This window comes from Francisella salimarina (genome assembly GCF_007923265.1).
Lineage (GTDB): Bacteria > Pseudomonadota > Gammaproteobacteria > Francisellales > Francisellaceae > Francisella > Francisella salimarina.
In genome coordinates this window covers 586,699-605,930 of record NZ_VOJA01000003.1, presented here as the reverse complement: position 1 = coordinate 605,930, position 19,232 = coordinate 586,699, and the positions used below count along the sequence as shown (strand labels likewise).

The window sequence follows — 19,232 nt, the reverse complement described above, 5'->3', positions numbered from 1 at the left end:
CGTGTCCTATATTAATTAAATTTGATTTCATATATAAATTCACTATTTTCATCAATATCAATATGGATTGATTTTATTTGTGCGTCATCACACATGGCCAAAAGTAGCTTTTCAGAAAGTTTTGGCATTACATTAGCTTTTAGAATCATATCGATATTTCTTGCGCCTGTTTCTACTTCTTTGCATCTATCTGCAATATTTTCTAAGACACTATTACTATATGTAAGTTCTATTTTATTTGTTTTTCTTAGTTGTTTTGCAAATTTGTTTAATTTAAGTGTAGCTATCTCCTTTAGTGCTTCATTAGTCAATATGAAATATGGAATAATTGTTGTTCTAGCTAGGAGTGCTGGTTTAAACCAATTACTTAAGACTGGCCTGATCTTTGCAACTAAATCTTGCATAGAAATATTAGGATCTTGTAATGTTAGTTCAGTAATTTCATGAGTTGCAAGATTACTTGTTAGAAAAATAACAGTATTGCTAAAATCAATTTCTTTGCCTTCTCCATCTGTTAAAGAGCCCTTATCAAATACCTGATAAAAAAGATTCATAACATCTAAAGAAGCTTTCTCAACTTCATCTAATAAAACAACACTATATGGTCTTTGACGAACAGCTTCTGTAAGCACGCCACCTTCACCAAAACCTACATATCCTGGAGGAGATCCTATCAATCTACTAATTGTATGCCTTTCTTGATACTCTCCCATGTTAATCGTACACATGGAGCTTTCTCCACCGAATAAAGTATCAGCTACAGTTAGTGCTGTCTCAGTTTTACCAGCACCACTTGGTCCAACTAAGAGAAACACTCCCATAGGTTGCTCTGGTGTTTTAAGACCTGCTTTAGACATTTTCAAGTGTTGAGCAACTTGAAGCATTGCTTGATCTTGACCCTTTATTCGTTTGCATAATGTCTCATCCAACGTCAGCAAACTCTGAGACTCATCTCTTAGGACTTTACCAAGGGGGACGCCTGTCCAGTCAGAAACAACTTTAGCAACAGTATCAGGAGATACTTCAAAAAATACCATAGGAGCATCATCTTGAGCTTGCTCTAATTGATTAGTCAAGGAGCTACGCTGTTCGATTAGTTCAGACAAGATTGTTTCATCATCAGTTTCTAATATCAAATCATGAACACTTTGTAATTCTTGTATTATTTCCTTTTCTTTTAGCCATTGCTCTTGATTGATTTTAATTTGCTGGTTTAGGTTATCAATTTTATTTTTTAGAGCTTCTATACTATTCTTGTCTGTATCTACGCCTCTAGCCTCATCTTCTAGTAGACCTTCAAGCTCTCTTTCATATGCTCCAATATCTTTAATAGCATGATTAATGATACTAGGGCTAGAACTCATTGAAACTTTAACTCTAGCAGCGCAAGTATCAATCAAATCAATAGCTTTATCTGGTTGATTTTTACCTGTTATATATTTAGAAGAAAGATTCACAGCCATTCTCAAGGCATCATCTCGAATAACTACACCATGATTTTGAGTATATCTTGATTTTAGACCTCTAAGTATAGTCACAGTCATATCATCATTTGGAGCATCTAGTTTGACTAATTGGAATCTACGTGTCAAAGCAGGGTCTTTTTCAAAATATTGTTTGTACTCTTTCCATGTGGTTGCAGCAACAGTTCTTAACTCACCTCTTGAAAGTGCTGGTTTTAAAATATTAGCAGCATCATTACCTGCTTGACCACCAGCTCCAATTAATCGATGAGCTTCATCGATAAATACAATAAGTGGAACTTCAGATGATTTTATTTCATCTATTACAGCAGTTAAACGTTTTTCAAACTCTCCTTTGACACTTGCACCAGCTTCAAGAAGGGTGATATCTAATGATAAAATTTTTGTATTCTTAAGAACATCAGGAACATCATTTTCAGCTATTCTCAGAGCCAGACCTTCAACAACGGCTGTTTTACCTACTCCGGGTTCTCCAACTAATATAGGATTATTTTTTCGGCGACGACAAAATATATCAAGCATTTGATCTAATTCTGTTTCTCTACCAAATACTGGATCAATTTTACCATCTAATGCTTTTTGAGTTAAATCTTCACAGTATTTTTCTATTGCTGAGTCACTATCTTTAGAAGATTCTACTTTAGTAGTTTTTTTAACTTGATCTTTTTCTGAACTAGTAGCAACAAAGTTATCAAAATCTTCGATAAGCTTATTTTTAGATATTATCTTAAGTGACTCAAGCAGATTCATTTGTGATAAAAGAGCTTTTTTATTTAATAAAGCTAAAAAAACATAGCCAGACCTAATGTTTTCCGCATGAAATTGCAGTGATCCTATAGTCCAAGCATCTTGAATAATTTCTAAAAGAAGAGGTGAAAATAAAGGCTTGCCAGAGTTTCCAGTTTCAAAGTCTCTTAAATTAATTTGTAACTCTCTAACTACATCTGGAATTGATATATCATAATGTTCTAAGATTTGAGTAAAATCATTTGGTTGTTCATCTGATAAAATTTTTATTAACCAATGCTCTAAAGTAATCTCATAATTACCTTGTGACATACACAAGCCAACTGCAGATTCTAATGAAACTGTTAGTTTTTTATTTAATTGCTTTACTAAAGTTTTGAGTTCTACTAAAACAGACATTATTTCTCCTTTTATTTGGATATGTAGAATCTAGCCTGATGGCTTGTTGATAAAATCATTGGAGCAGTAGGACAATTGCCGATGTTTTGGACTTTGTGTGTACCACTATTTGTTACAGCTTGATTATTTATTGAAAAAATATTGCTAGCATCTGTTACTTTTTGAGCAGGCATGCATGTTGTTCCAGTAATGGCTCCTGGCAGCATTGGTAAAGACAACGTAACAGGGTGTATAGTATCTGATGCATCTACTGGAGCGTTCTCAAAAAAAACGGTACTTTGCGATTGAGCTCCTATTTGAGTAGCTGTCGACGTCCCAATTCCCAAAAAAGGACCATACATCACAGGCTCTAAACTAAAGTATATACCACTTCCTACTGTATTAATGATTCCAGCCATAATTTAAAAGAAAAACTTACAATATAGTTACATCATAGCAAAAAATAATATAAAATGTGATGCTTTTGGGAATTAAATATCAAGGTTTTTGTATTAAATTAAAGTTAGGCTAGTATATTTAATATTTTAAAGTTAAGCTAAACTTGTTGTTTATAAATTTATAAAAGATAGTTTTTAGAAGAGCTATTTTTTATTTTGTAAAGTTTCTTGCTTTGTTTTGAGCATATCTTCAACCGCAGTTTTTGGCTTGATTGATTTATGATGATTGGCAGCAAAGTTTGTATTGTCATCATAGCCGTAGAAGTGTTGATATTCTCCAATAGCTGAATCGCTTCTATTTGAAGTACTAGCAAATAGCTGATCTAAAGATAATTCATTCTTAGAACCATGATTACTTTGAGCTACCCAAGCTATACCATCATTATGTTGAGATTTGATAAATATATCATTAGTACCTTTAGCATCAGATGAATATCCAAAACCAGAGCCTTGTCCCCATTCTTTAACATGTCTATTATGATGATCTTTCATTGATTGGTCAGATGTTTGACCATGTGATAAAGCACCATAAATAATCGGTTTGTTAGGATTACCATCTATAAACATCAATAGTAGCTCACTTTCTCGATATAACTGTACACTATGACTAGAGTTAGTATCTCCATAATCTGATATACGGGGTACATAATAACGAATATCTTTTTCATTATTAGGGCAAACTTCGTAATCTAGAGGTAATTTAACTCTAACATTACCTATATCATCAGGATCAACTACATCATGATTTGTACTAGACTCGGCAAGATATGGAAATACTCCCACTAAACTACTAATCTGCGGTTGTTCGGGAGCTTCTTGATGATAGTCTATATGAATATCTTGAGATATTAGTGTAGTTATAACATTGTAGTTCTTTTTAGGAGTAGCTCCAATAACTTTATCGGTTGATGTACTAGCTGATAACTTAACTAAACTTGAAGTTACAATATGTTCTCTAGATTCAAGTTTGTTATTGCCAGATATATCTAGTTTAGCCCCAGCCAATAAAAATACCTTACTAATATTACAAATAAGCTGTTCAGCATCTAAGCTACTTAATACATTCTTTTGTGTATCTAAGCATTCATCTAATTGTGATTGAGTAAGAGTATTAAATCTAGATTTAAAGTCTTGAGTTATAGGGAATTTAGAATCCAAAGTCGCTTTACTAATCAAAAAACTTTCAGGAGTATATGGATTATGATGAATAAAGTTAATATTTTTTATGAATTTCTTGGGACGAAGAGTAAGTCGTTGTTTTTCTTTATTATGATAATTACAAAAGTCTTTAATATCTTTATTTGCCACATACCCAGATTTTGCTGGGATAATATTGTAAGCTAGAACCGTATCATCTTTATTTTTGATATTAGCATCGAGTTTGAGATTGTAACTATAAAGTTCATCTATGCTATTAGATTTGTCACTTTGGATAAATTTAGTTATATCTTCATTAGTATTATACATAACAAAATTAAAACCATCTTGACTAGCAACAAAGTTATAATTAACACCGTGCTCTAGCAGAGTTCTAGTTAAGAAATTCCAATGTGTTTCATTATATTGTACATAAATAGGATGGGTAGGGTATTTGTCAGTATTATTAGAGTCAAATAATATATTATCTGATATTTTTCTATTAAGTCTATCTTTAAACCCATCATAAAACTTTAACCAAATATCATTGAGATTATGATAATAAAAAGCTCCTTTATAGTCTAGTTTTCTAAACTTAGCATATCTATCTGTTAGTTTAAGTTCTAAGATTTGAATATCGGTATTAGGTTGATAATTAATATCGTAAGATTGTAATTCTAATTCAAATTTAGGATTACCGAAATCGCCATTTATGCTTAGGATAAAATCTGCATAGTTATCTAACTTTGCAAGTAAATCATCACTAACTGGAACACCACAGCTAAGGCTAACTTCAAAGAGTTCATTAATAGCTGATTTGATGGTTAGTTCATTAACTTGTAAATCTAAAGTTGTAGACTCATTGAATAACTCTATCGTTAGTGGGGTAGACATTATTGGTTACTAGTATAAATAAATCTAATAATTTTAGTATAGCAAGTAAGCAAATTGAGCCAAAGTATTTTTTTAGAGTATTGGGTTTATTAATATTTAAATCTTATGAAAAAAGATTATTTAATGATTTGCTTGTTTTAGCTATAGTATCTCTAGTTTGGGTTATATTATTAGATGCTTGTTGAGTCTTGGATATACTATTATTTGTATGCTTATCAAGTTCTTGTGTCGCATATTGCTTCGCATCAGAATCATAACTATTAGGTAAATTTTTTGCTTTATCTATATTTGCTTGAGTTTGATTTGATATCTCAGCTGTCTTTTGGGCTGAGTTGGATACTGTATTAAAGCTATCACTTACACTTTCAAAAGAAGCAAATAATATTGATGGCATCATTGCTGTTAATGTAAGTAAGCCTTTAATTGTAACTTTTTTCATAATCTATCATTCCTTATTTTATATTTATCAAAGTTTGCCTATTCCCAATAGTCAACTTGAGATTTTGGTACGCAAATGATACTAAGTTTAGTATCTCCTGAACTATTAATTGTATTATTGTATATTGGTACAGTTGCATTTTGTGTATATGTAACAGCAACTTTATCATCTTCTATAGACCATTTATTAGAAGATTTCTGACGTATTGCAGTGGCTGAATAAGTATCGCAACCACCAACAGCGATACATCTTAAAGTCTCTTTTTCTCTATTATAAGGTATATTAGATATAAGTGCTGATGGTACTACCGTTGGAGCTGGACAAGTCCATTCTATTGAGGTATCTTTTGAATCTAGAGTAATTTCAGAATTGGGAAATTTTATGCTAAATTTTCCGAAAGAAGGTTCTTCCATCTCCTGATAAGTGATTGTGCTTGAAATAAGGTTATCGTAACCATCTTTATAAACAACACATGAGGAAAATATTGTTATAATAAATATGTATAGGATAAGTAATTTTAATTTTTTAATCTGTTTGAACATTATTTTTTAATAAAAATTTCTAGATTCAATAATCTGCTTTATAGTATCTTATCGATATTAATACTGTCAATTATAATATGTATATGTAGAGAACTTTAAGTATTTAGAACCATATAGAGAGTTAATCTAAGTATGGTACTCGCAACTGGATTCGAACCAGTGACCCCTACCATGTCAAGGTAGTACTCTAACCAACTGAGCTATGCGAGTATTTAGAATAGATATTATAATTTTATATCTTATAAAATCAATAGATTTTCGCTTATTAATTGTTATTTATTGGAATTAATATATTATTTAACACATATTTTATATTTTATAATTTCTTATGCAAAATTTTACATTTTTCGCTAGCTGTGCAAAGGGTATCGAGCTTTTATTAAAAGATGAGCTAGATGCGTTAGGCATATCATCATCTGAAAAACTTGCTGGAGTTGAGTTTGAGGGATCTTTTGAAGATGCCTACAAAGTTTGTATTTACTCTCATCTAGCAAGCCAAGTTATGCTAAAAATAGCTACTCAAAAAGCTACAGATCAGCAAGCTTTATATGATTTTATATCATCAATAAATTGGTTAGATTACTTTGATGTTAACACAGCTTTTAAGATCATAATCTCAGGTAAGCATTATGATTTTAATAATACTATGTTTGTTTCTCAAAAAACAAAAGATGCTATAGTCGATCAGTTTCGTAGAGAAACTAATGAACGACCAAATATTGATACTGATAATCCCGATAATATAATAAAATTACATTTACATAAGCAGTATGTGAATGTGTTTTTATGCTTAAATATAGAGAGCCTACATAAGCGTAGTTATAGACAGTTTCAGGGTCAAGCACCTCTAAAAGAGTCTTTAGCAGCAGCGATACTTATCAAAGCAGGGTGGTTAGATGAGCTTAAAAAAGAACAGCCTATATTCATTGATCCAATGTGTGGCTCTGGGACTATTCTTATTGAAGCTGCTCTTATGGCAAAAAATATAGCTCCTGTCTTGTTGAATAAAGAATTTAAACTATTCAATTCAAAGCTTCATGATCAAGACTTATGGAGTAACTTATTAGAAATAGCAAAAAAAGCTCAAAAGCCAACAAATGCAATTATTCAAGGCTATGATATTGATAACAATGTTTTAGATAAGGCTGATAGAAACATTTATCAAGCAGGTGTTGAAGATGTTGTTAATATCAAACGACAAGATATCCGTGATCTTGAAAATGAGTTTGAAAGTGAAGGTTTGATAGTTACAAATCCTCCTTATGGTGAGCGTTTATATGGTGATCAGCTTGATGAACTTTTAGACATATTTAATGGTTTCGGTGATAGATTATCTCAAGATTTTTATGGTTGGAAAGTTGCGATTTTGACAAGTTTTGATGAATCAATTAAAGAAATGCAGCTACGTACTACTAAGAAGAATAAATTCTATAATGGTGCTATTGAAACAGTATTGTATCAGTTTGATATAAATGAGCATGCAAGATTTAAACATGAAAGCCAGCTTGAGAAAAATATTCGTATAGCTGAAGCAAGTGCACAAAAGTCAGATGAGCACGTAGATTTTTCTAACAAGTTAAAGAAGAATCTTAAAAACCTAAAACCATGGTTAAAGCAGTCAGGAGTAGAATGTTATCGTTTGTATGATGCTGATATTCCAACTTTTGCTGTAGCTGTTGATATATATGGCGAGCATGTGTTTTTACAAGAGTATCGTGCCGATGCTACTATTGATCAAAATATGGCTAAACAAAGATTCTATCAAGCTATATATCAGATACATAAAACTCTAGATATTCAATACGAGAATATACATACAAGAGTTCGTCAACGTCAAAAAGGCAAAGAACAGTATCAAAAAAATAATGACAAAAATAACTTTCACGTTATTAATGAATTTGATGCTAAATTTTATGTGAATTTTGATGACTATTTAGATACTGGTATTTTCTTAGACCACCGTAAAATTAGACAGCTTGTGGCAAAAGCTTCAAAAAATAAGACTTTATTGAATTTATTTAGTTATACATGCACAGCTAGTGTTCATGCTGCTTTAAAAGGAGCAAAAACTACAAGTGTAGATATGTCTAATACTTATCTTGAGTGGGGTAAGAATAATTTTGAATTAAATAATTTAGATATTAAAAAGCATAATTTTATTCAGGCAGATTGTATTAGCTGGTTAAAATCCAACAGTGAGAAGTTTGATGTGATATTTTTAGATCCACCAACATTTTCAAATTCTAAACGTATGGATGATATTCTTGATATTCAAAGAGATCATGAGTTACTTATAAATTTAGCTATGGACTCTCTCAAAAAAGATGGAGTCTTATATTTCTCTAATAATTATCGTCGCTTCAAAATGTCATCAGAGATAATTGCTAAATTTGACTGTGAAAATATTGATAAAAAATGTTTATCAAGAGACTTTTTATCTAACAAAAATATCCATAATTGTTGGGAAATTAAATACAAGAAATAAAAATTATAAACTTAATGCATAATAGTCTTTGAGTATGCACAAATAATAATAGTTCCAATAAGTATAAACGATGTTCCTAAGACAAATGGTAAATCTAACTTTTGCCTAAAAAATAGATATCCTATAATTCCTATTAGAATAATTCCAAATGCTGACCATACAGAATACGCAAAAGCAATATTCATATATTTTAATGTTAATGATAAAAAGTAAAATGAAAGTCCATAAAATATCAAAACAAATAGTGAAGGAACAATCCTTGTAAAACCATTGCATAATGGTAATGAAACTGTCCCAAGGACTTCAGTGATTATAGCTATAACTAGATATACGTATGGCATAGAAGATGTATAATTTAGGTATTATATTCTTAATAATATTGCAGAACTGGCTTAATTAAAATATCTTTTATTCAGCCACAAAGCCACATTTACTAGCCCAATCAAAACTGGCACCTCAACTAGAGGACCAATTACACCGACAAAAGCTTCAGTAGAGTTTATGCCAAATACTGAGATTGCAACTGCTATAGCTAACTCAAAATTATTTGAAGCTGCTGTAAAACTCAAAGATACGGCTTGCTCATAAGTTGCTTTAGCTTTATATGACATAAAAAATGATATGCTAAACATTATCAAAAAATATATCAAAAGCGGAATAGCAACCTTGATTGCTTGAAATGGTAGGTTAATTATTTCATTTCCTTTTGTAGTAAACATCAGCACTATAGTAGATAGTAGAGCGATCAATGTCAGAGGTGATATCGCTGTAGTGAATTTATCTATATACCATTGTTCACCTTTTTTAGAGATTAAGATAGCTCTAGTTAATATTCCAGCTACAAAAGGTATTCCTAGATATATTCCGACACTTTTTGCTATATCTAACATTGATATATTTATATTGATGTTCGCATCAAATCCCAGTAGTTTTGGAATAACTGTAATAAATATATATGCGTAAGCAGCATAAAATATTATTTGAAAAATAGAATTAAATGCAACTAGTCCAGCACAATATTCTCTAGATCCTTTTGCCAGATCATTCCACACAATTACCATGGCAATACATCTTGCTAACCCTATTAAAATTAGTCCTATCATAAAGCTAGGTTGATCATGGAAAAAAACAACTGCTAAAATAAACATCAGGATAGGACCAATCAGCCAGTTTTGAATTAAAGATAAAAGCAAAATTTTAGTATCTTTAAATATTTTAGGCATTGTTGAGTATTTAACTTTTGCTAGTGGTGGATACATCATCACAACTAAGCCTAATCCTATTAACCAATTACCTGATCCGATATCAAATTTTGATATAAAATTTTTAGCTTCGGGCAGAGTATATCCAATAATGATACCCACAATCATAGCTAAAAAAATCCATAAGGTCAGAAATCTATCAAGAAACTTTAATTTCATTTATTACTCCTTAAATTTTACAAATTTCAGAAATTTCTAGTTTAGATATTATTTGTTGAACTTCTTCGTCTTTATCTATTTGTTTGAAAAGCTCATTTAAAATATTTAACTGATATCCTGGAATATTTTTATCTAGTTTATAAAACACCCATTTGCCTTGTTTAAAAGACTCTAGCAATCCAGCAGTTATAAGATTTTTTAGCTGTATTGATAGCGCTCCTTGAGTTAATGAGATAAGTTTTTGGATATCACATACGCAAAGAGTATTTTTGTTTAATACATACAAAATAATTAATCTATTTTTATCAGAAATTACTTTTAAAAAACTTGTGATGGATGACATATTGAAATAAATATATATTTAAATATATAAATATAATAATTGTTTTAGTTGTGATTTTCAATTTGTTTCTAATACTTATCTGAATAACTTAATATTTAGCCAATCTAGACTAGATGTGTTAAAATCTAGCTAGTTTAGAGTAATATTTAATTTTAATGAGTCGATTCAGTCAAAATTTGATGTATGTTGGTATATTGGTTATAGTTTTTATATCTTGTATATATTTTTTTGTTTCTAAGAATACCCCTGAACCAAAAGGTATCTATTTATCAAAATATAGTGCAAAGCTACCTGCAACAGACCCAAGCCAAGTCAAGATTTTCAATTTACGCTATCAGACAGATACACAAGATAGTATAGGTGAAATAAGAGTAGTAATAGGTATAGATAAAGAGAGAGATTTCCAAAAACTGTGTAATGAAAATATAAGAGAAGCTGCAAAATTAGCTGCTCAAAATGGAGCGCATGAGATAAGATATGTTTGTCTGTTCCCAGAGGGGCAAATTACTGAATTAAGTAGTGTTCAGCTGAGAGCATACGCTTTTAGAGACTAATCAAATGAAAAAATTAAATATAATTTTTGCTGGAACTCCTGATATTTCAGCACAAGTTTTAAAAGACCTATATCAATCACAGCACAATATTCAAGCGGTGCTTACTCAGCCTGATAGAGCAAAAGGGCGTGGTAAGAAAATACAATTCTCACCTGTTAAAGAAGTCGCTATAGCCAACAACACACCAGTACTTCAACCATTGTCTTTTAAGAAAGATCCTCAAGTACTTGAGCAAATTAGAGAACTAAAACCAGATGTCATAGTTGTGATAGCCTACGGAATTATAGTGCCTCAGGAGTTTTTGGATATTCCTAAATATGGTTGTTTAAATATTCATGTTTCATTACTTCCTAAATGGCGTGGCGCAGCACCTATCCAGAGAGCAATTCAAGCAGGAGACTCTAAAACTGGAATCTGTATAATGCAAATGGATGCTGGACTTGATACTGGAGATATATTGAATACTCTAGAGATTGATATACAAGATACAGATACATCACAATCACTACATGATAAATTCGCTAAACTATCAATAAAACCATTATTAGAAACTCTAGAAAATATTGATATGATTAAGTCGCAACCTCAGCAAGGTGAGCCTACTTATGCACATAAGATTACTAAGCAAGAAGGTCTTATAGATTTCACAAAATCTGCCAAAGAAATTAGTTGTCATATTAGAGCATTTACTCCATGGCCATCAGCATTTTTTATGCTAGAGGGCAAGCAAGTCAAAGTAGGTGATTTTGAGATACTTGAGAAATCGGCAAATGATGAAGTTACAGCAATTACAGATATAACTAAAAATGGTTTTGATATTGCTACAAATGACAGGATAATCAGATTTAAGCAATTACAATTTCCCAACAAGAAAATGTTAAATATTGCAGATATTTTGAATGGTAAAGATTTAGATAAATATATTGGGTATAAAATAGGATAAATAATGAAAGTAGGATTTATAATAGATAACTTAAACTCTTTTAATATTTCAAAAGATAGCACGTATATGATGCTACAAGCAGCTCAAGATAAAGGCTGGGAAATTTATACTTTTTATTTAAATGATTTATCTATAATCAATGGTAAGCCAAAAGGCGATGCGCTTAAGATAAAAATCCATAAAGCAAAAGAGTCTTGGTATGAAATATTATCTCAACATCATGATTTATCACTATTAGATCTTGATTGTATTTTTATGCGCAAAGATCCACCATTTAATATGGAGTATATATATGTGACATATATGCTTGATTTGGCAAAAAAACATGGGGTGTTAATAGTAAATAATCCACAAGCACTTAGAGATTTTAATGAGAAAGTAGCTATTTCAAATTATCCTAAATTTGCACCAAACACTCTGATAACTAGAAGCTATAAGCAGATTAATCAATTTTACGCAGAGCATAAAGATATTATTGTTAAACCTCTTGATGGAATGGGTGGCAGCTCTATTTTTAGGATCAAAGATGGCGACAAAAACAAAAATGTCATACTTGAAACGCTAACTCATCATGAAACTAGATATATAATGGTACAAGATTATCAAGAAGCAATCAAAGATGGTGATAAAAGAATTTTGATAGTAAATGGAGAACCTATTAAGTATCTCTTAGCTAGGGTTCCTAGTGATAGCGATAATCGCGGTAACTTAGCAGTTGGAGCTAGAGCTGAAGTAAGAGAACTTCAGGAACAAGACTATAAAATAGCTAAAAAAGTTGCCAAGAAATTAAAGAAAGAGGGTGTAATCTTTGCTGGTTTAGATGTGATAGGAGATAAACTAACAGAAGTAAATATTACTAGCCCAACAGGCATTCAAGAAATTTATAAAGCTACAAAAGTTAATGCTGCAAGCTTATTAATGCAAGCAGTCGAGAAAAAAATAAATAAAATGAGGCAGGAACAAGAACATGGAGAATAAAATTAACTCTCAAAGTTTATTCCAAGAAGCACAGCAATATATTCCTGGCGGAGTCAACTCTCCAGTTAGAGCATTTAGAAGTGTTGGACAAGAATTCCCAAGATTCATAAAATCAGCGAAAGGTGCTTATTTATACGATGTTGATTGGAACAAATATATAGATTATATCGGATCGTGGGGGCCAATGATTTTAGGTCATGGTGATGATGATGTCCTTGAAGCTATACAATGTCAGCTAAAAAATGGTCTAAGTTATGGCGCTCCTTGTAAACAAGAGATTGGACTTGCTAAAAAAATAGTAGAGCTTATGCCAAATATTGAACAAGTTAGATTCGTAAATTCCGGTACTGAAGCGACAATGAGTGCTATTAGATTAGCAAGAGCATATACAGGTAGAAATAAAATTATAAAATTTGAAGGCTGCTATCATGGACATGCTGATGAGTTTCTTGTAGCTGCTGGATCTGGAGCACTATCATTAGGTCAGCCAAATTCACCAGGTGTACCAGAAGATGTAGTTAAGGATACTTTAGTTGCTAGCTTCAATGATATAGACTCAATACAAGCGCTCTTTGAAAAGTATAAAGATGAAATTGCTTGTATCATAGTTGAGCCAATAGCTGGCAATATGAATATGATTTTCCCACAAGATGATTTCCTAGCTAAGCTTAGAGCAGTATGTGATGAAAATAATAGCTTACTTATCTTTGATGAAGTGATGACTGGTTTTAGAGTTGCTTTGGGTGGTGCTCAAAGTATTTATAATGTGAAGCCTGATTTAACAACATTAGGTAAAGTGATTGGTGGTGGTATGCCAGTAGGCGCTTTTGGAGGTCGTAAAGAAATTATGCAAAAAGTATCTCCCGCTGGACCAGTATATCAAGCAGGTACTTTATCAGGGAATCCAATTGCTATGGCAGCTGGTATCAAAACATTAGAAAAAGTTTCACAAGAGGGCTTCTTTGTTAGATTGGAAGCTAAAGCTAAACAGTTAGTTGATGGGTTGAATGAAGCTGCTGGAGCCTATGGCTTTAATTTCCATGCGAAATATTTAGGTGGAATGTTTGGACTATTTTTCTGTAATGAAAAAGTTGCTGTCAATACATTTACAGATTTAGGTAAAACTAATCTTAAAATGTTTAATAAATATTTTGCATATATGCTTGATAATGGTGTATATCTAGCGCCATCTGCTTATGAAGCAGGCTTTATATCAATTGCACATAGTGATGAAGATATCGAAAAAACTATTTGTCTTACTAAAAAATTCTTCCAGGAAAATCAGAACTAATTAATCTCCATGAATAATAAATTTAAAGATATTTTGCTAATTTTAGCTACGATTATTGTAGCTTTTTGTATGTATGGTGTAGCTAATTTTTATGCTCCTGATGAAACTAGGTATTCTGAAGTAGCAAGAGAGATGCTCGCTAACCATAACTTTATAGTTCCATATATTGATGGAATGATATTTTTTCACAAGCCGCCACTAGTATATTGGATTACTTGTATATTTATGAGCATCTTTGGCGAGAATACATGGGGCGCAAGACTTGTAAACCCTGTATTACTAGGTATATGTTTAATTTTTACATATATAACAGTACGTAAAGTATTAGATTGTCGTCAAACAGCACTATTATCAGTAGGAGTAAGTTTAAGTACAGTTTTATTTCTATTTGTTGGTAGATATCTGAACATGGACTTGGCTATAGCTGTATTTTTAAATATGACTATGCTTAGCTATTGGGTAAGCCTTAAATATGATGATTACAAGAAAAGTACATATTGGCTTACTTTAGCCTTTGTATTTGCTGGGTTAGCGGTTATGACCAAGGGATTGATAGGAATAGTTTTTCCTATGGCTATAGTAGGTATATATTCTCTTATTATGGGACAGTGTAAAAGGCTACTTGATATTAGACTTTACTTAGGTTTGGTAATTGTAGCAGTCATTTCGTTACCATGGATATTTGCAGTTGAACAGTATCATCCTAATTTTGCTTATTACTACATAGTAGTTCAACAAATACTCAGATTTTCAACAGATGAGCAAAATAGAGAAGTTTCTAAAATTATTTATTTGTTAGCAATTATGGGAGCTTTTTTTCCTTGGACTCTGTTTTTACCTAAAATTCTTAAGAGTTTCTTCTCAAAACAAGCTTTTAAAAATCGTAAGCAAAATTCAGATAAGTGGTTTTTATTTATTTGGGCAACATTTATATTTATATTTTTTGGGATTTCTAAATCTTTTCTATTTGGTTATCTAGCACCATTAATATTACCATTGTCAATACTTGTAGCTATGCACCTTAAGAGTATAGACTTACAAAAGTTTGATAAGTGGGATAGTATAAGCTTTAAATTTATTATCCTTATTTTTGCTTTGCTACCTGCTGTGGCCTTAGTTCTTTTATGCTTTCCTCAGTATTGGAGTTTTGGCTCTAGATATATCTTAATTTTATTAGCAATTGCAATAATAGCTATTATAATCACGATTAAATTAATCAAAGAATTAAATATTTTTTCAGTAAATAAATTAGTTGCTTATATTTGTATGATGATGATGGTTGTTGCAAATTTAGGTTATTTATTGGGAGATTATTTTGATACAAGCTCTAAATATAAGACAGCTCAAGAAATATCTAAAATATATCAGAAATATCCAAATGCTCAAGTTTTTGAGAGTGATCGCTTTTATGATATTATCTTCTACACTAAACGTAATGTAATTATTATAAATGATGAGGGAGAGTTAGATGATGTTAGACAGTTCCCTAAATCGAATGTAGATAAATATTTAATGAAATTTGATAAATTTATTAAATATTGGAACAACTCAAACCAATTAAATATTCTTGTTGTAAAAAATAAACCTAAAGAGCATAGTCCTCTAGCTTTTGTTGACTATAAAAAACAACTTAATCCAAGTAAATTTCATGTAATCTCTAGTCAAGATAATGCGACGATAGTTGCTAGTGAAGATATAAAAATATAGTCTAAAGATTTAATCATTATTTTGATTTGAAGGCACGATATTGCATATATCAATAAATCTATAGTCATTTAATCGTGCTATAAAATCATTGCTTGCTTGATTTAGTATAAATTTGAGTTTACAGTTTGGTATTAATGGACAGGTTGCTTTATCCTTATCAAAACATTCTACAATGTTCATTGGTTCTAATTCTTTGACAATAGTTGATAATTTGATATTGTATGTAGCATTAGAAATTGATACACCACCAAATCTACCTTTATATGATTCTATATAGTTGAGATTGGATAGTTTATTAATGATTTTAGTAGCATGATTAAGTTTAATATCTAATAACTCTATAAGATCCTTAGTTTTATATTTTTGTTTGGGATTTGATCCTAAAATTATTAATATTCTAAGAGAGTAATCAGTAAAAGAAGTTAAATTCATACAAAATATTTTAGAAAAGATGTTTCCAAAGTATAGGATAAATTTGCATAAATTATAATATGCATATATAATGCATATTATAATTTGAGTATATGGAAATATCTTATGTTAAGCCAAAAGAATATAGATACTATAAAAGCAACAATTCCTGTTTTAGAAGAAAATGGAGTTGCTTTAACAAAACATTTCTATGATAGAATGTTTAGGCATAATCCCGAAGTTAAAAAGTTTTTTAATACCTCAAGACAAAAAAACTCATCTCAACCAGAAGCTTTAGCTGCAGCAATTTTGGCTTATGCAAAAAATATTGAGAATCTTGAAGTTTTAGGCAATGCAGTAGAGCTAATAGCCCAAAAACATGCATCATTACAAATCAAAGCGGAGCATTATCCAATAGTAGGGTCTAACTTAATCGAATCAATCAAAGAGGTTCTAAACTTAAATGATAATGATGACATAGTTATAGCTTGGACAGCAGCCTACAATTTATTAGCTGAAATTTTGATTAATCGTGAAAAGAGTATATACAAAGAGAATTTAGAGCAGTATGGTTGGGATAATTTTAAAGAGTTTGAGGTAATCAAAAAAGAAAATGAGAGTATAAACACATATTCTTTCTATTTTAAAAATGATCTTTTTAGAAGATATGATTTCAAACCAGGACAATATATTACTGTTAGAGTTCCATATAATGGAATGACTACTATGAGAAATTATAGTATTTCTTCAGCTACTGGTGAGGATTATCTAAGAATAACAGTTAAACAAGAGGGGCAAGGTTATGTATCTCAATACCTATCGCATGAGATAAAAGTTGGTGACAAAATAGAAATAGCACCTCCTTGTGGCGAATTTTTCTTGGAAGTAAATAAAAATCTTGATAAACCGATAGTTTTAATTTCAGCAGGAATCGGTATTACACCTTTAATGAGTATGCTTTTATCGGAGCTAAAAACACAAAATCGAAGACAAGTACTTTTTGTTTGTGGTAAGAAAAACAAAAATGAACATCCCTTTGCTAAGCTGTTAGAAAAACTATCAAGTGAGAACCCAAGACTTAAAACTATTTTTTTCTATGAAGATAATTCTGGATCTGATGCAAAGCAAGGACTAGTGTGTATAGATACTGTCCAACAACACATTAGTGAAGGTAAAAATGATGCTCAATACTTCTTTTGTGGACCTAAAGAATTTATGCTTTCTATACATGAAAAGTTATTAAAAAATGGCGTTAGAGAAAAAAATATTCATTATGAATTCTTTGGTTCAAAAACAGTTTAAGATATTAAATCTGAACAGGTAATTTTCCTGTTGGGATATTATCGCTAAAAATATTTTCTAATGCTGCTTGAATATTAATTTTCAAAGAAGTCTTTGTATAATTTGTTTGATCCATAGAAGTCGCACCATAAATACAAACATAATTAATAATATTATCGATATAGTTAATATCATAAGGAGTAAGTGCTGCGATATTTATAGTTTGCTCTGGCTTTATAGAAGTTACATAACTATAAGCATTATTATATTCACGAAGATTTGCCGAAATTAGCAAAATTATATCAGCATTTTCAAAACTAGTTTCAATATCTTGATTATTAATATTTTCAATGTTTATGATAGTAGTTGAGTTGTTTTTTAACACTATTTTCTGCAACTCGCTATGAAAATCCGCTAAGCGTTGGTTATCACTATCTACAATCAAAATATTTTTTAGCATATTGAGATCGTATGGAATAATACCTGAATTTTTAACTACAGTTGTACTTTGCTTAGCTATATCTAAAGATACCTGTTGATGTTTACTACAATTAACTATTTGATTAGCATATTTTAATTGCTCATCATATGAGAGTTTGAATATTAAACTTTCATCGAGTTTATGTTTTGCTTTGAAATCAGTAATATTCGTGTAGGCATTATCAACTGCATTAGCAAAATTAGGATTTTGATTATATTCTTTTTCTAGTTCACAAAAAAGCTCTTCTAACTTATAAAGATCACTTTCTGACCATACTCGAACAGGCATTAATAAAATATCAATACCAGCTAAGATAGCTAATTTTGAAGCTTCAATAGTTCCAAAGTGTTTAGCAATAGCATGCATATCCATAGCATCAGATACTACTAGACCATCAAATTTCATTTGTTGTTTTAGTAATTTAGTTATTATCTTATAAGAAAGAGTAGTTGGCACATAAATATTTTCACTTGTTGAAACTGATTGGTACTGGGTATCATCTAGGGCTGGTACACTAATATGTGCTGTCATTATCATACTACAATCTCTAGCAAGTTTACTAAATGGTAGTAGCTCTGTTGTCTGTAATTCTTTCAAAGTTTTATCTAAGATTACATTACCTAAATGACTATCTGTTGCAGTATCACCATGACCAGGGAAGTGCTTAATGCAGTCTATGATTTTAGCATCATGATAACCTTTTATCGCATTTTTGGCATAGTCAGTAACTACATTGGGATTATCTGAGTAAGACCTTACACCAATAATAGGATTATTTTTGTTAGAGTTGACATCTACAGCTGGAGCAAAATTAATATTGATACCTAAAGAATATAATTCATCACCAATTATTTTAGCCATAGTGTAAGCATTACTAGGATTATCTGTCGCAGCTAGTGCCATATTACCGCAGCCACTAGTACCTTGTTGTAAGCGATTAACTCTACCACCTTCTTGATCTGTAGCGAAAAATATTGGTGTATTAGTGTTAGCTTGAAGATTTCTTAATAGAGAGATGACTTGCTCATTATTTTGAATATTCTCTCTAAAAAGGATAAAACCACCTAGATTATAATTTTTAAAGATCTTATTGACGATATCATTGGTTTTTGTAAAAGGTATACTTTGATTATTTGAATCTTCACCCCAATAGCGAAAATCCAACATAATTAGTTGACCTAGTTTTTGTCTTATATTTGAATTTGTAGGCATCTACAGTTTTAGAATAATAATTAATATGATAATAAATATATCACAG

The 19,232-nt window shown here is 30.8% G+C and carries 17 protein-coding genes and 1 tRNA gene; 7 read left to right on the top strand and 11 right to left on the bottom strand.

The features are described from left to right. Positions 1–11 precede the first annotated feature (11 nt). The 6 genes from tssH to FQ699_RS05305 form a co-directional block, all read right to left on the bottom strand. Positions 12–2,630: a type VI secretion system ATPase TssH gene (gene tssH, locus FQ699_RS05330; RefSeq protein ID WP_146421445.1), complete on the bottom strand. Its 2,619-nt coding sequence runs from the start codon at positions 2,628–2,630 to the stop codon at positions 12–14. An 11-nt stretch (positions 2,631–2,641) separates the two neighbouring features. After that, entirely contained in the window at positions 2,642–3,028 is a 387-nt protein-coding gene (locus FQ699_RS05325) for a hypothetical protein (RefSeq protein WP_146421444.1), read from the bottom strand. 183 nt (positions 3,029–3,211) lie between these two features. Continuing rightward, positions 3,212–5,098: a contractile injection system protein, VgrG/Pvc8 family gene (locus FQ699_RS05320; RefSeq protein ID WP_146421443.1), complete on the bottom strand. Its 1,887-nt coding sequence runs from the start codon at positions 5,096–5,098 to the stop codon at positions 3,212–3,214. 103 nt (positions 5,099–5,201) lie between these two features. After that, a complete protein-coding gene (locus tag FQ699_RS05315; RefSeq protein WP_146421442.1) occupies positions 5,202–5,537 on the bottom strand; it encodes a hypothetical protein in 336 nt (111 codons plus the stop codon). 38 nt (positions 5,538–5,575) lie between these two features. After that, complete coding sequence (locus tag FQ699_RS05310; RefSeq protein WP_179951667.1) at positions 5,576–6,079, bottom strand: hypothetical protein; 504 nt, start codon at positions 6,077–6,079, stop codon at positions 5,576–5,578. A 133-nt stretch (positions 6,080–6,212) separates the two neighbouring features. Then, positions 6,213–6,289: transfer RNA gene (locus FQ699_RS05305), tRNA-Val, on the bottom strand. Between the two features lie 118 nt (positions 6,290–6,407). Here FQ699_RS05305 and rlmKL point away from each other — a divergent pair. Continuing rightward, positions 6,408–8,564 carry a bifunctional 23S rRNA (guanine(2069)-N(7))-methyltransferase RlmK/23S rRNA (guanine(2445)-N(2))-methyltransferase RlmL gene (gene rlmKL / locus FQ699_RS05300; protein WP_146421440.1) on the top strand — a complete coding sequence of 719 codons (2,157 nt, stop codon included), beginning with the start codon at positions 6,408–6,410 and terminating at the stop codon, positions 8,562–8,564. A gap of 11 nt (positions 8,565–8,575) precedes the next feature. Here the strand turns inward: rlmKL and FQ699_RS05295 are convergent, their stop codons facing one another. Genes FQ699_RS05295 through FQ699_RS05285 form a run of 3 tightly spaced genes read right to left on the bottom strand, consistent with a single transcriptional unit; the run spans position 8,576 to position 10,328 of the window. Beyond that, complete coding sequence (locus tag FQ699_RS05295) at positions 8,576–8,905, bottom strand: DMT family transporter (protein ID WP_146421439.1); 330 nt, start codon at positions 8,903–8,905, stop codon at positions 8,576–8,578. Between the two features lie 51 nt (positions 8,906–8,956). Beyond that, on the bottom strand, positions 8,957–9,985 hold the full coding sequence (gene arsB, locus FQ699_RS05290) for an ACR3 family arsenite efflux transporter (protein ID WP_146421438.1): 1,029 nt from the start codon (positions 9,983–9,985) through the stop codon (positions 8,957–8,959). 10 nt (positions 9,986–9,995) lie between these two features. Further along, complete coding sequence (locus tag FQ699_RS05285) at positions 9,996–10,328, bottom strand: ArsR/SmtB family transcription factor (protein WP_146421437.1); 333 nt, start codon at positions 10,326–10,328, stop codon at positions 9,996–9,998. Positions 10,329–10,483: 155 nt separating this feature from the next. Between FQ699_RS05285 and fvfA the strand changes: the two genes are divergently transcribed. Genes fvfA through FQ699_RS05260 form a run of 5 tightly spaced genes read left to right on the top strand, consistent with a single transcriptional unit; the run spans position 10,484 to position 15,801 of the window. Beyond that, positions 10,484–10,882, top strand: a complete 399-nt coding sequence (fvfA, locus tag FQ699_RS05280) for a Francisella virulence factor A (protein WP_146421436.1) — start codon at positions 10,484–10,486, stop codon at positions 10,880–10,882. Between the two features lie 4 nt (positions 10,883–10,886). After that, entirely contained in the window at positions 10,887–11,825 is a 939-nt protein-coding gene (fmt, locus tag FQ699_RS05275) for a methionyl-tRNA formyltransferase (protein ID WP_146421435.1), read from the top strand. Between the two features lie 3 nt (positions 11,826–11,828). Continuing rightward, positions 11,829–12,803: a glutathione synthase gene (gene gshB, locus FQ699_RS05270; protein WP_146421434.1), complete on the top strand. Its 975-nt coding sequence runs from the start codon at positions 11,829–11,831 to the stop codon at positions 12,801–12,803. Next, positions 12,793–14,094 (top strand): glutamate-1-semialdehyde 2,1-aminomutase, encoded by a 1,302-nt coding sequence (hemL, locus tag FQ699_RS05265; protein ID WP_146421433.1) that lies wholly within the window; start codon positions 12,793–12,795, stop codon positions 14,092–14,094. Before gshB ends, hemL begins: the two co-directional genes overlap by 11 nt. A 9-nt stretch (positions 14,095–14,103) precedes the next feature. Further along, entirely contained in the window at positions 14,104–15,801 is a 1,698-nt protein-coding gene (locus tag FQ699_RS05260) for a phospholipid carrier-dependent glycosyltransferase (protein ID WP_146421432.1), read from the top strand. Between the two features lie 9 nt (positions 15,802–15,810). Here FQ699_RS05260 and FQ699_RS05255 read toward each other — a convergent pair whose 3' ends face one another. Next, on the bottom strand, positions 15,811–16,233 hold the full coding sequence (locus tag FQ699_RS05255; RefSeq protein ID WP_146421431.1) for an Rrf2 family transcriptional regulator: 423 nt from the start codon (positions 16,231–16,233) through the stop codon (positions 15,811–15,813). A 105-nt stretch (positions 16,234–16,338) separates the two neighbouring features. On the opposite strand from FQ699_RS05255, the gene hmpA reads away from it, so the two are divergent. Continuing rightward, complete coding sequence (gene hmpA / locus FQ699_RS05250) at positions 16,339–17,514, top strand: NO-inducible flavohemoprotein (RefSeq protein WP_146421430.1); 1,176 nt, start codon at positions 16,339–16,341, stop codon at positions 17,512–17,514. A gap of 4 nt (positions 17,515–17,518) precedes the next feature. On the opposite strand, the gene FQ699_RS05245 is transcribed toward hmpA, so the two are convergent. Further along, positions 17,519–19,186, bottom strand: coding sequence for a glycoside hydrolase family 3 protein (locus FQ699_RS05245; protein WP_146421429.1), 1,668 nt, complete (start codon positions 19,184–19,186; stop codon positions 17,519–17,521). Between the last annotated feature and the right edge of the window lie 46 nt (positions 19,187–19,232).

What these genes read in the sequence shown, in the direction of transcription:
- tssH (WP_146421445.1), bottom strand. Translation starts at nt 2,630, where the DNA reads ATGTCTGTTTTAGTAGAACTCAAAACTTTAGTAAAGCAATTAAATAAA.
- FQ699_RS05325 (WP_146421444.1), bottom strand. Translation starts at nt 3,028, where the DNA reads ATGGCTGGAATCATTAATACAGTAGGAAGTGGTATATACTTTAGTTTA.
- FQ699_RS05320 (WP_146421443.1), bottom strand. Translation starts at nt 5,098, where the DNA reads ATGTCTACCCCACTAACGATAGAGTTATTCAATGAGTCTACAACTTTA.
- FQ699_RS05315 (WP_146421442.1), bottom strand. Translation starts at nt 5,537, where the DNA reads ATGAAAAAAGTTACAATTAAAGGCTTACTTACATTAACAGCAATGATG.
- FQ699_RS05310 (WP_179951667.1), bottom strand. Translation starts at nt 6,079, where the DNA reads ATGTTCAAACAGATTAAAAAATTAAAATTACTTATCCTATACATATTT.
- rlmKL (WP_146421440.1), top strand. Translation starts at nt 6,408, where the DNA reads ATGCAAAATTTTACATTTTTCGCTAGCTGTGCAAAGGGTATCGAGCTT.
- FQ699_RS05295 (WP_146421439.1), bottom strand. Translation starts at nt 8,905, where the DNA reads ATGCCATACGTATATCTAGTTATAGCTATAATCACTGAAGTCCTTGGG.
- arsB (WP_146421438.1), bottom strand. Translation starts at nt 9,985, where the DNA reads ATGAAATTAAAGTTTCTTGATAGATTTCTGACCTTATGGATTTTTTTA.
- FQ699_RS05285 (WP_146421437.1), bottom strand. Translation starts at nt 10,328, where the DNA reads ATGTCATCCATCACAAGTTTTTTAAAAGTAATTTCTGATAAAAATAGA.
- fvfA (WP_146421436.1), top strand. Translation starts at nt 10,484, where the DNA reads ATGAGTCGATTCAGTCAAAATTTGATGTATGTTGGTATATTGGTTATA.
- fmt (WP_146421435.1), top strand. Translation starts at nt 10,887, where the DNA reads ATGAAAAAATTAAATATAATTTTTGCTGGAACTCCTGATATTTCAGCA.
- gshB (WP_146421434.1), top strand. Translation starts at nt 11,829, where the DNA reads ATGAAAGTAGGATTTATAATAGATAACTTAAACTCTTTTAATATTTCA.
- hemL (WP_146421433.1), top strand. Translation starts at nt 12,793, where the DNA reads ATGGAGAATAAAATTAACTCTCAAAGTTTATTCCAAGAAGCACAGCAA.
- FQ699_RS05260 (WP_146421432.1), top strand. Translation starts at nt 14,104, where the DNA reads ATGAATAATAAATTTAAAGATATTTTGCTAATTTTAGCTACGATTATT.
- FQ699_RS05255 (WP_146421431.1), bottom strand. Translation starts at nt 16,233, where the DNA reads ATGAATTTAACTTCTTTTACTGATTACTCTCTTAGAATATTAATAATT.
- hmpA (WP_146421430.1), top strand. Translation starts at nt 16,339, where the DNA reads ATGTTAAGCCAAAAGAATATAGATACTATAAAAGCAACAATTCCTGTT.
- FQ699_RS05245 (WP_146421429.1), bottom strand. Translation starts at nt 19,186, where the DNA reads ATGCCTACAAATTCAAATATAAGACAAAAACTAGGTCAACTAATTATG.